Below are 14,159 nucleotides of genomic sequence, written 5' to 3'. Positions count from 1 at the left end.
CGGGATGCGCTGTTTTTTGGGCCCATTCACCCAACTTCGGGCGTTTGCGCGACGACAGACGCTGTTCGGGGCGGAAAAACGCTTGATCAGGTGGCGCAGTCAGGCGACCTTAACGTCAGAACCCAGGCCACTTGGGGAATGTCGGAATAGGCCGACTGACTTGTGGAAGTGCCATCATTGGCTTCAGCTAAAGCTATTGAGATGGTTGCTGAAAATGGGTGAAAGCCGGGTCAGGCTCTGGATTGTGCGGATATTAATATTCTTCGTTGCAATTTCAGTGTTCTGGCCAGTTTTCAGTTTGCTAAACGTGAGCAATTTTCTAGTCGAAAACCTTGGTTCGTATTATCAAGTATTCTCAAGTTTGATGTGGCTTACTTCAATCGTCTTTCACGTAGTCTTATTGGGGCTTTTGATATGGGGTGTTTATCAATTTCACGGATTGGCTTCGCTGAACAGATTCGAAGCCGCATTGGAAGAACTTCTTCAAACTAAGATAAAGCCAGCGACAGGTGTGGTTACGTTCGGCGACATCAAGCACCATGGCCTCATCCTCAAAGTTGTAGCATCCGAAATCTCGTCGGGGAAAATGAAGCTGTTTTCAAGCGAAAGTGATACTTGTGCACATATATCAGTTTCTAAAGCCGTCGCAGCTTCTTGCTCCATTCCCTTTGTATTTCGACCAGTGCCTATTGAAGGGCGAGAATACAGCGACGGTGGTATGGTGTCTAATCTCCCTGCGTGGTCGTTGGATCAGCACCTTATTCTCGATGAGGAGGGTTGGATCGTTTCCAGCGAGTCCATTCCTGCATCTCGAGCCCCGGGTTCAATACGAGTTGAACCAGAGAATTCTTTTCGACAAATCAAAGGAAAAAGGGTTTTTTCTGCCGTTGCTAAGACAGCGCTGTTTGGCGCTTCGGATCTCAACACTCGTGGCATCTCGCATCATGTACGAATTCCAGTTCCTCTCGGAATAGGTCTATTGGACTTCGATATGACGGCACCCACGGCATATACGACAGTTCTTGCAGCCAATCTATATGCAGATGACATTCTTGAAGCCAGATTTCAGGAAATCGCATTTCTCAAAGCCCTGCATAAGCGCGCAAAGTTGTTGATTAAAGACCACACTGGGAACAAGGATGTAGCCCTTCGCTCAGCATTGGTGAGACCAATAAACTTATCGGGCGACGAAATAGCGGGCTACCATCTATGGTGTTGCGAAGGATTTAAGAAACACCCTGACCGGAACTTGAAGCTTTCCAAATCCGGTACTTTGATTGATGCATGCTTGAACGGTGAAACCGCAGGCGCTTTTGCAGATTTGACGACCCCGCATGGCCGGCACCGTTTCTATCACCCAGATACTAGTGGGATACTCAAGATTGTTACGCCTGGCTGCCGGAAGTGGGCTCTGGCCCTCCCACTTAAAGGTATGAAACTTGTCAGGATATCAAAGGCCATTACATTTGATTGTGACGTCGAGCTTGGAGACCAGTTTGACGTTGTTAGGGAAGAGCTAATAAAACTTTGCGAGTCTTGGGAAAGAGGGTATGCTGAAGGCGTAAAACGAAATGGAGCAAGTGATGCAAAGTAGGATTTTACAACGCGTCGGAATCGGCGCAGCAAGAAAGCGGTCGGCACATATTGACGAACTAAGGGAAAAACTGCTGGAAATTCAAAGAATTAGGCGCGAACGAAAGAAGCCTAATTTTTCTGAAAATCAAGACGGATTTAAAGAGCTCAAGGAAGAACAGGAAAGGTTGATCAATGCCCTTGAAGAAGATTTTCCTATGCTTTCTAGCGAGCTAGCTCGAATGCACAGCTAGCAGGTTAAGTTCTCGGCTTCGCTACAATGAGGCCTAACAACTCGGATTGACCTGCATTCCGCTATGGCTAGGCAGACTGTATAGAGTTGTAAGCCTTGGTCCGGTACGTCGCCTCCGTGCCGCAGTCTTGCAACAGCCTTCTTTGCAATACTTAGCATCGATCCGCCTCTACACCGGCAATAGATTGCCGCAGTAGGCGCAGCGCCAGCCCTTGGAATAGTTCTGGGCCAGCTTTGTGGCTCGCTCTGCAATGCGGTGCGCGTTCTGCCAAGGGAAGTGGGTGAAGCTGAACCGCACTTGTGGTGGGTTCAGTTCTTCAATCCAAATTGTCGCATTATCATGGTCAGTCATCTCTGTACCTTATCCGGGAACAGCCTTTGATTTTGTTGGGAAAACCGATTTAACTTGCTGTTTGTTCAAGAGACCGCGCCAGTTTAATCAATCGGTTTCGCTCTGCCCAAGCGGCTACATTGGCCTCAGAGATGCGTCTGCGACCCTCTGCCGTTTTCGCTCCGGTTGATAGCCCTCCGTGCAAGCGGCAGCGCGTCTTTCCCGAGACAGGCGTTTCCATACATACGCCGCCCTTGGTCTTGGCTCCGCAAATCTTGGTTTGGCTGGTCATGTTGTTGCTCCTGTCTGGACTGGGAAACTGGCTGCCCCTATCTTGTTTCTATGCGCAGATTGTTTGTGAATTTTGCCGTCATCCTCATTCTGCTTTGTTGCCCAATTACTGTCCTCGCCATTGGCTGGGGATACATGCAGATTTATCATCAGTTCGGCATGGTCCCCTTTGTTGTCGCATGTCTCAGCGGAACGGTGTGCGTGCTAGGGGCTGCTTGGCGCTCTGATACAGACCAATAGCGCCAGCACCGGCAACCGCACGCCCGATAAGCTGGGCCTGCCCAAAGAGCTGATTGACAGGATAATGGAAGGCCTGACCCTCGCTGGCTACCCGGTGCCACCGGAAGAGGCCACCGACTGACGATACTGCGTGATCTTCAATTAAGCTATGATTTGCGGGCTTGCCGATCCTGGGCCGAACGTCTGCTCCGGGCTAAAGCGGTCGAATGAAAAGCTCAAAGGGTGGAGCATTTAGGCCAACGGATCTGACTTCTCACTCTCGCCGCAGCGAACGATTTGCATATCGTCCGCATTGTAGGGTTGAAGTAGGTCTAAGGCCTCTTCAGGGTTTCCCGACATCCATTGCTCATAGTCGTCCGGCTTCAGGATCACCGGCATTCTTTGCGGGTGTATTGGTTTTACAATTTCATTCGCTGTCGTGGTGATAACGGTGTAAGTCGCTGCTTCTTCCGGCCCGTCCTTGCCCTGATAGCGCGACGTCTGCCACATTCCGGCAAACGCAAAAGGCGGGCGGTCTTCTTCACTCTTGAGGGCAAACCAGTAATAAGTTGCAGGGCTACGTCCCTTGGCTTCACAGAACGAACTGGCAGGAACCAAACAGCGCCTTTCCTCGAAACTGCCACGCCAAAGCCCGCTTGAACGCACCTTGTCGTCTCGAGCATTGTTCCAGGCATTGGGCTGGATAACGGCCCCAGTCTTCTTTGACTTCTTGGTGGTGCGAAAGCCCCAACTCAGAAGAACCAGTTCTCGCCCGCGATCCTCAGCGCTCCTAACAACCGGAGCCATGTGTTTTGGGAAAATGGCAGGCAGAGGCTCTGCGTTCCCCAACTTGTCCCGCTCAACGGCCACGTCGAACAGTTGGCGCATTGCCTCTACTGGAATGGTGTTGGAGTACAAGTTGCACATGGGATGAAAGGCTACGTGCAACAATTGGATAGGACAAGTTCTCCCCAATCACTGACTGCGACACTTTCCCATAATTAGCGATTAGACACGGCGTCTAAATCGGAATGAGCTAGGCCCCGGACAACTGGAATCTGCCCGTCCTGTTCGGTCTGGATGTTGTGGGTGGAGCGAGGGGCTGGACGAGGGGGTAAGAGCCAGCCCCTCTCTCACAAGGGGAATTTCCGGAGTGGTAGTATTGATCCGTTGAAAGCAAATTACCTTGGGCATCCAATCTTCGAAATTGGGGAATTCCCGTAGACTGGAAAGCTTCGAAGAAATAGTTTGTTTCCAAAGAGTAAACAGTAAGTTTCGCAACGAGCGGTGGACACAATTTCGCCACAATGCAATCCTCTCACCGTGGGCGGCACGTGTTGATTTTAGCGCGTTCCGGTTTCTCTGGCCGGATATGAGGGGGTTGTTGAGTTCGGCGTGCTGCCCCACGAGCCCTTCAAAGATCCGCTGGAAAACTGAATTGCGTTTTTTGAATGTCATAACGCAAGCGCAATTTTCATTCCACCGACCCAATTTGAACAAGCCGAACAAGTAGAAGTGGGATGCGGCGCGCCTTGATGGGGAATTACGATTTCAAAGAGGGGGTACGAGTTCGGCGCGTCGCATCACGCCCCAACCGTGCATTTAGCGTTCAATCCGATTCTGGAACCGTGGTCCTTGCATTATCAAGGAGACCACTATGACTACTTACAGTAGATGCCACCTGTGTGACTGCGCGACTTCAGAGAATTCCCGATGGTACGGGTGAAACGAGTGGGGCATTGCGACGTGCCGTAGGTGCACCCGATGCGGGATGACGTAGGGACTATCGCCAGCGCAGGAACAGCGATTTCATGCCTTCATGACTGCGCACTGGTTCAAAGCCAGGCTTGAGTGAAATGAACGTGGTTCGCGATGCTCCCGTTTAACTGGTAGACATCACGGACGTCTAAACCTTAGTTTAATCTTAAGGGTGTCTCGCTGCGATACGTCGCCCACCGCCGTTTCTGAACCTCGGCTAAGCATTCTGCTTCTGCTGTTATACTGTACGCTATTTGACGTCGGTTGCTTTTGCTTTTTCTATAGCCTCTGTTTCTCTGCCAAAAACGGTCCTTTCAGGCTCAAAAACCTCAGATAACTTGGCGTACCAATCAAAGTCCTTGAACTGCTCCGCCAGCACTTCAAGCTTCTGGTCTTTCGAGAGATTTTCATCAAGCCAAATACCGTTTCGGACCGCATAGAACCGATGAACATCCAGCTTTTGCACTGTACCCAACAAGTCAGAGCCAAATCGATCCATCGACCTAACCAACGCATCCTTAGAGAAGTAGTCGCCGCCAATCAGAGAATATCTGGTTTTATAGAAGGACTTTACCCTGCGAAAATGTATCCAATCTTCGTTGGGAACCTCATTTTTCTTTACGTAGTCGAACATGTCGAGCGAGACATGCGAGGTGACTATTCCCTCTAGGGTTTCCGCGTATTTGTTCGTGGCAAGATCCCCGGCCTGAGTCAGATGCTCAAAAATTTCGTCATATTCTTTGTAGCTGGTAAGCAATAAGTGGGCATCGTTGGATTTCACGTCTGCTCTGAGCGCTTCTTGATTTACTCGAATTTGTTCGCGCAACGCAGTCATGGCTTCGTCATGGCGCTTGGCAATCATCTTGTTTTCTGCAGTGGCATTACGAAGCTGTCTCGCCGCGTAAAACAAACCACCCGCTGCGAAGAGAACTCCCACCACACTAGCCCAGGTGGCTATTTGATCCGTAACTGATGGCGTGGACGCCTTCTCAATCACATTAACTAGCCTTTCGACACTTTCCGATAGCATCTAGCTCTCCAATTTTGCGTAATATGTCTTCTTCGTATGAAATTTTCAGAGCTAACCCTAGAGTATATTAGGAAGTTTTGTTCCCGGCACTTCGCTTTGCACCGCCATGGTCCTGTAAATGGACTAAGTATCGTCGATTGAGCCGCAACCCAGAGGCTAGCTCTCGCCATCCTTTCCGGGAGCAGCAAAACGCCTCCTATCTGCCGCATCAAGTCTTTGTAACAGCTCTCTGCCAAAACGAGCCCGAAAATAGAAACTCGGCAATACCGATCCGAGCATTAGGGTTCCAGACATGATAGCCATAAAGTAAAAAAGATGATTGTCCTTATCTAGACGTTTCTGCTGTAGACTTTCGACCCGTGTTGAAAGCTTGGAAATCGCTAGGATCAATGCGTCTACTCGAGCTGAATCGCGATTATCCTCCGCACTCGTGCCAAGCGCCGGATCAGGCGCAAAATCACCCGGCTTTAGGTGTTCAAGTTCAAACTGCAATACTTCCACTTCTCTGGTCAGAGACCAAATCGCTGAACCCACAAAAAAATCAACACGAACCAATATCGTAAAGCAAAGCAATAGCAATCCTACGCCAAACGTAATGCTTGTCTGCCTCTGGGAACTTTCCATTGAATCGGCATAATGCGACGCTAAAGCTTGGATAACTCTTAATGCTTGCGAGGGCTCTGGAGATACTGCAGGGTCAACTGATGAATCTTTTTGTTTCATGATAGCTTCCTTAAGTTAGCAAACATTTCATCAATAGCTTTCGCCTCTTTCACCAGTTTCTGAATGGAAACGCGTTGGTAGTCGGAGTTTGGGCTTTGAAAAGCACTCAGAGAACTCTCGAGCAATCTTGTCCGTGCAGCAAGATTTTGCAGGTTTTCTTGAAGTTTACTTGTGCCTCTCAGTGCCTCTGAAGACGACAGGGTGGTTGAAGCAAACCTAGTACGCTCTAGAGCAACTACTATGCTCATTATTTCGTCAAATGGGGCTAAAGATTCTGCAATGGGTAATACACCTTGAGAAAATATCCAATCCAAAACCTCAAGATCCTCAAGTCTATCTATGCGCTTTGAAGCGGACCTAAAGTGATCCAGCAGATCCGCAATCAGGTAAAACCCTAACCCGACAACAATCAGGATGATGCCCTGAATAAAAGCGTCAATACCTGAGGGCGGTCGTTGGAAGGAATAGTCCAAAAACCGCTCAACCAAGGGCAACCACCAATCGACCGACATTAGGGTGATACCAGTCGTGGTTAGTAAGAAGGATGCCCTAATAGGCCAAGGCCTTCTGATGAATTTTACCCACCATTCACCGGCTTTTTGAGCATTTTTCCAAAACCAACTGTCGTCTTTTGATTGTGTCTTCTTATGCATAAAAATCTGGTTGCTCCCAAAAATAAAGTTAAAGAGCTTCCTATGAGTGTATCACTTCTCGGACTTCTAATGTAGCCAACAAGATACTAGGAAACACCGGCTGAATGTAGAGGCGAACCGGCATTTACAGTTTTAGGGTTGGCATGTCGTGTTCTTCACCCGGCTTGCGTTTATATTCTTCGCCGTTGACGCAAGCGCGACGAATGATGGGTTTGACGCCACCACCCGCGAACGGATCAGTGATTTAGATGATCGATCCGGAAGCCAAGGACTGCTCAAGTTTGCTAATACGCCTACTAATGTTCACGACTGCCACCATCTAATTCGAGGTCTGCAGCAGCGAATGCCTTTAGTCGCTCCACATCGGTCATGTCGTCAATAAGTTTGCCACCTGCTTTAACTGCATAGACACGCCGTCTGAACTCCGTTCGGGTTTCGCCGTCTTTGGGATAGATATGACCAAGGCCAAGTCCGCAGACCCTTGCAGGTCCGGGTGCTCGTTCGACCACTCGAGAGCTTTCCTCGGTGCCTTTCTTGATGCCGGAAATCTCATAGAAAACTATGGGGTGATCCGGAATGCTGGGCGATTTCGCTTCCAGCTTGTTCAATCGACGCCTGATACTCATATTACACCTCCTCAAGTGGCGTTGTGCCGGAACAACCGGCTGCCTCCAGAATTACTTTGAAAAGAATGGCACTGGAGTCTGATTGCTTAGAAAGCTGGACGCATTGGCGTGCTACTTCGTCGTCCACCCGGCCATCCAGAATGAGGGCTGCAACCTCGACGGGGGATGCCTTAGCGCTCAATTGTTCCAATGGAATGTCTCGCATCCGTTCTGCGGTATTTTGCAGTTGCTTGATCAACTGGTCCGATGCGCCTGACTTCGATACGGCGCTTTCAGCTTCCCTGCTTTCCAATGTCGCCAGTCTATTCCGGATACTCATTTTGCTGCCTCCAATGCCGCTAACCGGCGTTCCAGTTCGGTCGTTTCCAGAACGCGCCGGAACTGCTCAACCAACCCCATGACCGTTGCGCCTTCCAATGGTGTCACTTCACCCTGAGAAACGGCCTGTAGAACCGCCTGAGCTGCCTCTGAGGCGTCTTTAGCCGTCTTGATGGGCGGAAGGTCAAAGTTGACCGGCGCGTCTTTTCTGGTGGGTGCTATTCGCTCCAGGCATAGACGCAGGAGGGGCAGCACTTTGTCTGACAGGCGGCAATAGCTCGCTGCGTACAATGGCGAGCGCATTAAGCCCTCAAGGACTTGGCGCTTGTGCTTGGACGCGTAGATTTCACGCGGTTCCTGACCAGGATCTGTCACCCGGTACAGCGCTGGGGCCGTCAAGTTAGGAAGGTCTGCCCAGCGATATACGCGCAATGCGTTTGACGGTGGGAGTTCGGTTTTGATTGTTTGGCTTTGCTCAAAAGTAACCATCTATTGTCCTTCTTTTGTTGAAAGACATCGGGCTTTCGGCTATTCTCTCAGTACCACCTAAAAGAATTTGCCTCCGCCCGTGCCTCGGGTGGGGGTTTCTTTTAGGCTGCAGCACGCTGCGACTTGGCTTGTTGGATCAGCTCTTGGATTTCGGCTTCCGACCAGCGAGTCATGCCATCCAATTTCACCGGCCCTGGGATTTTTCCGGCAGCGGCCCGACGCCAAACAGTGGCGACACTGCAGCCAAGAATCGCTGCGGTATCCCTCACCGAAAGTAGGCGGTCTCCTGTAACTGCGTTCATTCTGGCCTCCTTGCGACTGGTTGCAAGGACAAGCTACGACAAGCTAAAGCATTGATAAATAAATAAAACTATGACACAATTCAGAAAAGTGCGGGCGTTCTGTCCCTACAGAATTACCCAGAATTTTGATATTCTGTGCCCCTGTTTCCTGTAGAAAGCCACAAGTTCTTTTCGGCCTCACTTCCGAAGGGAAAAAACGTACCCTTGTAGCCGTTTGATTTAATGGCAATATCGGCCATTCGCGCAAAATTCTCTCCATCCATGCCGGGAATTCCATTACAAAAGCGTGTCAAAAACCCCTCAAAGCTCCGAACGGGGAGGTGTCGCGCAGGCCTATAACCGGTAGCACTCAGGAAAATATCAGCGGCATCGCGAACAAGGTAGTGGTGAACCCAATTTGGCGGCGCGCCTCGGGAGTTTAATTTCCCAGAAAATGCCTTAATGAAAGCCTCTACCGCACTTAACTCACCTTCGACCATCCGCAGCCGAGCAGCAATCGCCGATCCTGCCGATTCAATGGCGTCTTCAAACTGAATCTTGTACCCAAACCTACGGACACTCAGAGGGACTGCATCTATCTTCCCTGCAACTTGCTTCTGGAATTGTAACGCATCGAGCAATGCCTCCCGCGCTTTTCTCAATTCTCCGACGCTGGGTACGCCATCAGAAACAAAGAGAATTTGAATTGTGGCGATCCGACAAAACAATTCTTCCGACCTTGCGGTGTTTAGTAGAACCATATCGTCGGGGCTTAGGCCTTGCAGCCAAGCAACGGCTTTGAACTGCTCAGTTTCTGTTATTTTAGTCTCAATTCCGCGCTCGTTAAACTCGCCAACGACTTCCTGAATTCTCGGCGTCGGTGGATACACCCAACCGTAGTATTTCGCTGAGCGCTCGGGTGGCAAAAGGGTCTCCAACATGCCTTTTGGCGGCATCAGTTCATTACTCATTGCCCTTCCTCTCTATTGTGATCACGTCCGCACTTTCCTGCGTCACCAATTCCGCCCACTTATCCAGCGCAACGGCGCGCTCAGCCAGTAATTCGGCTTGATTGTAGACACGGGCGACAGCGCTTGGCTTTGACCCAGTTGCTGCGTGGTTAAGTACGCGATCCACCACCGACTCAGAAATTCCTCGCTCAGCCATATGAGTTGCAAAGGCGGTTCTGAAATCGTGCAATCGCCAAGGTTCGAATTCATCACCTAGAAGCTTATCAAGTCGGGCCTTCATCTTGCTCCAACCGGATATTGGTGTTCGCCCCGTGGTCGTGAAAAGAAAATCCAAACTAACTAATTTAGCGGAATTTGCTTGGGCAGCGCCAGATTTCTTGTTGTTCAGAGTTGTGGCATTTGCTTTGTCGTGACGGGCTAGAACGGCCTTAATCTCTGTCAGCGCGGGGGTCGAAAGGTGCGTGATGTGCCCCCGGTCGCTCTTTTCCTGAGTAACCGCCTTTTTGAATCGGGTCTTGGAAAGTTCCAATTCGCTTTTGCGGAGGTTGTTTATCGAAGTGCGCCGCTGAACCGTCAACATCAAGAGCCGAACGGGCGGACCCCATAAATCCCCGAGCTCGTGTGTTTTACTCCATATGATCCGGATCTCGTCTAGGCTGAGAACACGGTCCCGGATTTGCTCTTTGGTCGCTCGTTCTAGTCGATCCCCGATATCTTGTTCCAGATACTCCCGACGCCACGCCCAGCGCGTGAAGTGCTTGAGAGCGGCCCGGATGCGATTAGCCATGAACAGCTTACCTTCCTTGGCCTTGTCATCTATCGGCTTTTGCAGGCTGGCGCGCGTCAGGTCACCAATGGGTTGAGCAAGGTGCCTGCACAATGCGTCTTCAAGCTGGCGCTTTCGCTCACCCTGCCTTTTCAGCCTGGAAAGGTGCAGTTCGTCGTACACGTCCAACACGTCCTGCAGCGTTTGCGCAGTGGCGGCGGCTCTTTCCTGCTCTCTGCGCGTCTGCTGTGCCTCTAAGACACGGTCGAAGCCACGCGCGGCCTCAGCTTCTATCTCAAGGGCCAGCGCGCGCGCCTCAGCCAACCCCAGCGCACCGTCCTCTCGCTTTCCTGTATTAGACCAACCGCAATAGGTGCCGAACGTATGCTTGCGCTTCGCCCCTCCCTTCACCCGCTTTTCATACATCCAGACCGCGCGGGCAGGATACACCCTCAACCGCAATCCAGCGCGCTTAGTGTCCGATATCTCAACTCGCCCATCAGCCGGTGGCTTGAGCTTCATAAGGAAGGCGTTGGTAAGCTCTTTCTTCAAGATTGCACCTCTGGGGGACTCATGGGGGACAAAATCACCAAGATTGAGTGATACATATTGAGACTAGATTAGATGCGCTTTACTCAGGGGACAATCGACAATATGGATAAAATATCATATTTTTAATGTGTTCTGAGATAATTTGCGACAAGGTGAGATTACGAGCGATTTCGATTCGAGAACCGTGTACTTCTGACTTTTAATCAGTGGGTCGCAGGTTCGAATCCTGCACGGCTCACCACTTTTTCAAAATCAGGCCTGCACGCAGATGGCTGAGGTGATGTTGAAACCCGGTCGCTCCGTGTCGTGAAAGCCAGCTTCCGAAAGTTCACGCTTTTGGTCTTGATTAGCCGCTGTTTCCCAAACACCGAATTCGTAGTGCCCAGCTTTCCTTTCGATTTGAACGGCATCCGAACCAGATAGTCCGCCTCGAATTTGAATGCTGTGTGATACCGATCTTCTTCGATTGACCCTAAGTTTTTGTCATCATCCGGCGGGGGTGTGCCAGCACCTCTCTCAGAATTCAGCCATGATGACATCAGTTCAATTGGTATTTTCCCTCAGTAATGGCGCACTGAATTTGTAAGAGAGCGCGTCAGACGGCTGTCACTGCAGGAATTCACATCTAAACATCTGAAGTTCATAGTTACTGTGACAGTGCGCTTCTGAAATTTTTCAAGATCGCCAATTAGTCGTAAATTTGTTTACAAAATTTTGTTTCAAATCCAGTTATTTATTGTGAAATTTTCCACCCGCTTTCCATTATTGAAATGCACATAAGTGCGCTTTCGTCTGCTGGAAGAGGAGCCAGACGGCGAAAGAAAGGGAAATGGGAGGAATTAATGACCAACAAATCTGTCACACGCCGCGGCGTGCTGAAGTCTGGTGCCGTTGCAGGTACCGGTCTGGCCCTGCCTACGATCTTCACGGCTTCGTCGGCTGCTGCTTTTACCAACGAACCGACGGGGTCATCCGTCACTTTGGGCTTCAATGTCCCACAAACCGGGCCTTATGCCGAGGAAGGCAATGACGAACTGCTGGCGCAACAGCTGGCGATCGAGCATCTGAACGGTGAGGGTGATGGCGGCTGCCTGAACACCTTTACGTCCAAGGCACTGAAAGGGAACGGCATCCTGGGCAAGAAGGTCGAGTTCGTCACCGGCGACACGCAGACCAAGTCAGACGCCGCACGCGCATCGGCAAAGTCGATGATCGAAAAAGACGGCGCGATCATGATTAACGGTGGTTCGTCCTCGGGCGTGGCCGTTGCCGTTCAGGGTCTGTGCCAGGAGGCAGGCGTGATTTTCATGGCGGGTCTGACCCACGCCAACGACACGACAGGCAAGGACAAGAAAGCCAACGGTTTCCGCCATTTCTTCAACGCATACATGTCGGGCGCAGCACTTGCACCCGTGCTGGCAGCGGAAATGGGCAAGGAACGCCGCGCCTACCACCTGACGGCCGACTACAACTGGGGCTGGACCCAGGAAGAGTCGATCGTCGCATCGACCGAAGCCTTGGGATGGGAAACGGTCAACACGGTCAAGACACCACTCGCGTCAACGGACTTCTCGTCCTACATCACGCCGGTTCTGAACTCGGGCGCAGACGTTCTGGTCCTGAACCACTACGGCGGCAACATGGTGAACTCGCTCACCAATGCGATCCAGTTCGGCTTGCTGGACAAGGTGGCCAACGGCAAGGACTTCAAGATCGTCGTGCCGCTGTACTCGGAACTGATGGCCGCCGGTGCGGGCGAGAACATCAAAGGCGTGCTGGGTTCGATGAACTGGAACTGGCAGCTGCAGGATGAGGGCACCAAGGCCTTCGTGAAGTCCTTTGGCGAAAAGTACGGCAAACCGCCGTCCAACTCGGCACAGACCTGCTATGCGCAGGTTCTGCTCTATGCGGATGCCTGCGAGCGTGCGGGTACCTTCAATCCGTGCGGTGTTGTTGAAGCTCTGGAAGACTTCGAGTTCGACGGTCTGGGCAACGGCCCAACCTGGTATCGCGGTGCAGACCACCAGTGCTTCAAGGACGTGCTGGTCGTTCGCGGCAACGAGAACCCGACCAACGCTTACGACACGCTGGAAATCGTCGAGATCACGCCACGTGCGCAGGTCGAGTACGATCCGGAGCATCCGATGTTCGCCGGTGGCGCACTCGGAGAATGCAACCCGGGCGCGTAAGCCCCTGTGTTTGAGTCTGGCCGCCCCATCGGCGGCCAGACATTCGCGGCAGGGCTGATCCTGTCGCACCACACTCCACACTGACCAAGCCTGAGGTGGGCCAATGGACGCCATCCTACTGCAAATCCTGAACGGTCTGGACAAAGGCTCGGCCTATGCACTGATTGCCTTGGGACTGACCCTTATTTTCGGAACGCTGGGCGTTGTGAACTTTGCCCACGGGGCATTGTTCATGATCGGGGCGTTCTGTGCCGTAACCTTGCAAAAGCTCATGAACCTGAGCTTCGTGACCATCGACGAAACCCAAACCGACTTTCTGGGCAACCCGCTGAAGGTCGAAACACCCTATGTCGAGGCCTGGTTCGGTCCCGAGTTCGGCGCGACGATCATCGACTGGTCTGTTCCGCTGGCCATCCTGTTCGCGATCCCGATCATGCTGTTCGTCGGCTATGTGATGGAGCGCGGGCTGATCAAGCATTTCTACAAGCGCCCCCACGCGGACCAGATCCTTGTCACCTTTGGTTTGGCGATCGTGTTGCAGGAAATCGTGAAGTATTTCTTCGGCGCCAACCCGATCCAGACGCCGCCGCCCGACGCACTCAGCGGCTCTGTCGACCTTGGCACAATGATCGGCTTCGATCCCAACGCGATCATCTATCCGATCTGGCGCCTGGTTTACTTCGGATTTGCCGTCGCCATCATCGGTGCCGTCTTCTCATTCCTGCAGTTCACGACCTTTGGCATGGTTGTCCGCGCCGGAATGGCCGACCGCGAGACGGTGGGCTTGCTGGGTATCAATATCGACCGCCGCTTTACCATCATGTTCGGCATCGCGGCCGCTGTGGCTGGCTTGGCCGGTGTAATGTACGGGCCGCTCAACCCGCCAAATTATCACATGGGGATGGACTTTCTGGTCCTCAGCTTTGTTGTGGTTGTTGTCGGCGGCATGGGTTCGCTGCCCGGAGCGGTGCTGGCTGGCTTCCTGCTGGGCGTTCTTGAAAGCTTTGCCTCAACGACCTGGGCCACCACAACAATCCCCGGAATCAACCAAATCATCATCTACCTTGTTGCCATTATCGTGCTGCTGACACGCCCGCGCGGGTTGATGGGACGCAAAGGCGTGATGGAGGAATAATC

Annotated in this window: 16 protein-coding genes and 1 tRNA gene; 5 read left to right on the top strand and 12 right to left on the bottom strand. The window is 51.8% G+C overall.

Annotation, left to right across the window (positions count from 1 at the left end):
- Positions 1 to 214 precede the first annotated feature (214 nt).
- Positions 215 to 1,594, top strand: a complete 1,380-nt coding sequence (locus AC2FIR_RS15940; protein WP_496762709.1) for a patatin-like phospholipase family protein — start codon at positions 215 to 217, stop codon at positions 1,592 to 1,594.
- On the top strand, positions 1,572 to 1,826 hold the full coding sequence (locus AC2FIR_RS15935; RefSeq protein ID WP_496762707.1) for a hypothetical protein: 255 nt from the start codon (positions 1,572 to 1,574) through the stop codon (positions 1,824 to 1,826). The genes AC2FIR_RS15940 and AC2FIR_RS15935 overlap by 23 nt, the downstream gene beginning before the upstream one ends.
- A gap of 168 nt (positions 1,827 to 1,994) precedes the next feature.
- Here AC2FIR_RS15935 and AC2FIR_RS15930 read toward each other — a convergent pair whose 3' ends face one another.
- The 12 genes from AC2FIR_RS15930 to AC2FIR_RS15875 form a co-directional block, all read right to left on the bottom strand.
- Entirely contained in the window at positions 1,995 to 2,177 is a 183-nt protein-coding gene (locus tag AC2FIR_RS15930; protein WP_496762705.1) for a hypothetical protein, read from the bottom strand.
- 49 nt (positions 2,178 to 2,226) lie between these two features.
- Positions 2,227 to 2,448, bottom strand: coding sequence for an HGGxSTG domain-containing protein (locus AC2FIR_RS15925; RefSeq protein ID WP_496762702.1), 222 nt, complete (start codon positions 2,446 to 2,448; stop codon positions 2,227 to 2,229).
- A 470-nt stretch (positions 2,449 to 2,918) separates the two neighbouring features.
- Complete coding sequence (locus AC2FIR_RS15920; protein WP_496762699.1) at positions 2,919 to 3,593, bottom strand: SOS response-associated peptidase; 675 nt, start codon at positions 3,591 to 3,593, stop codon at positions 2,919 to 2,921.
- A 1,081-nt stretch (positions 3,594 to 4,674) separates the two neighbouring features.
- Positions 4,675 to 5,454 (bottom strand): hypothetical protein, encoded by a 780-nt coding sequence (locus AC2FIR_RS15915; RefSeq protein WP_496762697.1) that lies wholly within the window; start codon positions 5,452 to 5,454, stop codon positions 4,675 to 4,677.
- Between the two features lie 156 nt (positions 5,455 to 5,610).
- The gene (locus AC2FIR_RS15910) at positions 5,611 to 6,177 is read right to left on the bottom strand and encodes a hypothetical protein (protein ID WP_496762695.1); all 567 of its coding nucleotides are present in this window, start codon (positions 6,175 to 6,177) and stop codon (positions 5,611 to 5,613) included.
- Positions 6,174 to 6,830 carry a hypothetical protein gene (locus tag AC2FIR_RS15905; protein ID WP_496762693.1) on the bottom strand — a complete coding sequence of 219 codons (657 nt, stop codon included), beginning with the start codon at positions 6,828 to 6,830 and terminating at the stop codon, positions 6,174 to 6,176. Before AC2FIR_RS15905 ends, AC2FIR_RS15910 begins: the two co-directional genes overlap by 4 nt.
- Positions 6,831 to 7,126: 296 nt before the next feature.
- Positions 7,127 to 7,456: a hypothetical protein gene (locus tag AC2FIR_RS15900; protein ID WP_496762688.1), complete on the bottom strand. Its 330-nt coding sequence runs from the start codon at positions 7,454 to 7,456 to the stop codon at positions 7,127 to 7,129.
- Position 7,457: 1 nt separating this feature from the next.
- Positions 7,458 to 7,775, bottom strand: coding sequence for a hypothetical protein (locus tag AC2FIR_RS15895; RefSeq protein WP_496762686.1), 318 nt, complete (start codon positions 7,773 to 7,775; stop codon positions 7,458 to 7,460).
- Positions 7,772 to 8,077 carry a hypothetical protein gene (locus AC2FIR_RS15890; protein WP_496762683.1) on the bottom strand — a complete coding sequence of 102 codons (306 nt, stop codon included), beginning with the start codon at positions 8,075 to 8,077 and terminating at the stop codon, positions 7,772 to 7,774. Before AC2FIR_RS15890 ends, AC2FIR_RS15895 begins: the two co-directional genes overlap by 4 nt.
- A gap of 287 nt (positions 8,078 to 8,364) precedes the next feature.
- The gene (locus AC2FIR_RS15885; RefSeq protein ID WP_496762680.1) at positions 8,365 to 8,565 is read right to left on the bottom strand and encodes a helix-turn-helix transcriptional regulator; all 201 of its coding nucleotides are present in this window, start codon (positions 8,563 to 8,565) and stop codon (positions 8,365 to 8,367) included.
- Between the two features lie 113 nt (positions 8,566 to 8,678).
- Entirely contained in the window at positions 8,679 to 9,515 is an 837-nt protein-coding gene (locus tag AC2FIR_RS15880; RefSeq protein ID WP_496762674.1) for a hypothetical protein, read from the bottom strand.
- A complete protein-coding gene (locus AC2FIR_RS15875) occupies positions 9,508 to 10,833 on the bottom strand; it encodes a tyrosine-type recombinase/integrase (RefSeq protein WP_496762672.1) in 1,326 nt (441 codons plus the stop codon). The genes AC2FIR_RS15880 and AC2FIR_RS15875 overlap by 8 nt, the downstream gene beginning before the upstream one ends.
- Before the next feature lie 154 nt (positions 10,834 to 10,987).
- Here AC2FIR_RS15875 and AC2FIR_RS15870 point away from each other — a divergent pair.
- The 3 genes from AC2FIR_RS15870 (at position 10,988) to AC2FIR_RS15860 (ending at position 14,157) form a co-directional block, all read left to right on the top strand.
- Positions 10,988 to 11,074: transfer RNA gene (locus tag AC2FIR_RS15870), tRNA-Ser, on the top strand.
- Between the two features lie 601 nt (positions 11,075 to 11,675).
- A complete protein-coding gene (locus tag AC2FIR_RS15865) occupies positions 11,676 to 13,022 on the top strand; it encodes a substrate-binding protein (protein WP_496747046.1) in 1,347 nt (448 codons plus the stop codon).
- Between the two features lie 103 nt (positions 13,023 to 13,125).
- Complete coding sequence (locus AC2FIR_RS15860) at positions 13,126 to 14,157, top strand: branched-chain amino acid ABC transporter permease (RefSeq protein WP_496747045.1); 1,032 nt, start codon at positions 13,126 to 13,128, stop codon at positions 14,155 to 14,157.
- Positions 14,158 to 14,159: the final 2 nt, after the last annotated feature.

This window comes from Ruegeria sp. CDSB136 (genome assembly GCF_059610965.1).
Note: the sequence above shows the minus strand (reverse complement) of the source record. Positions and strands in the feature narration are given on the sequence as shown.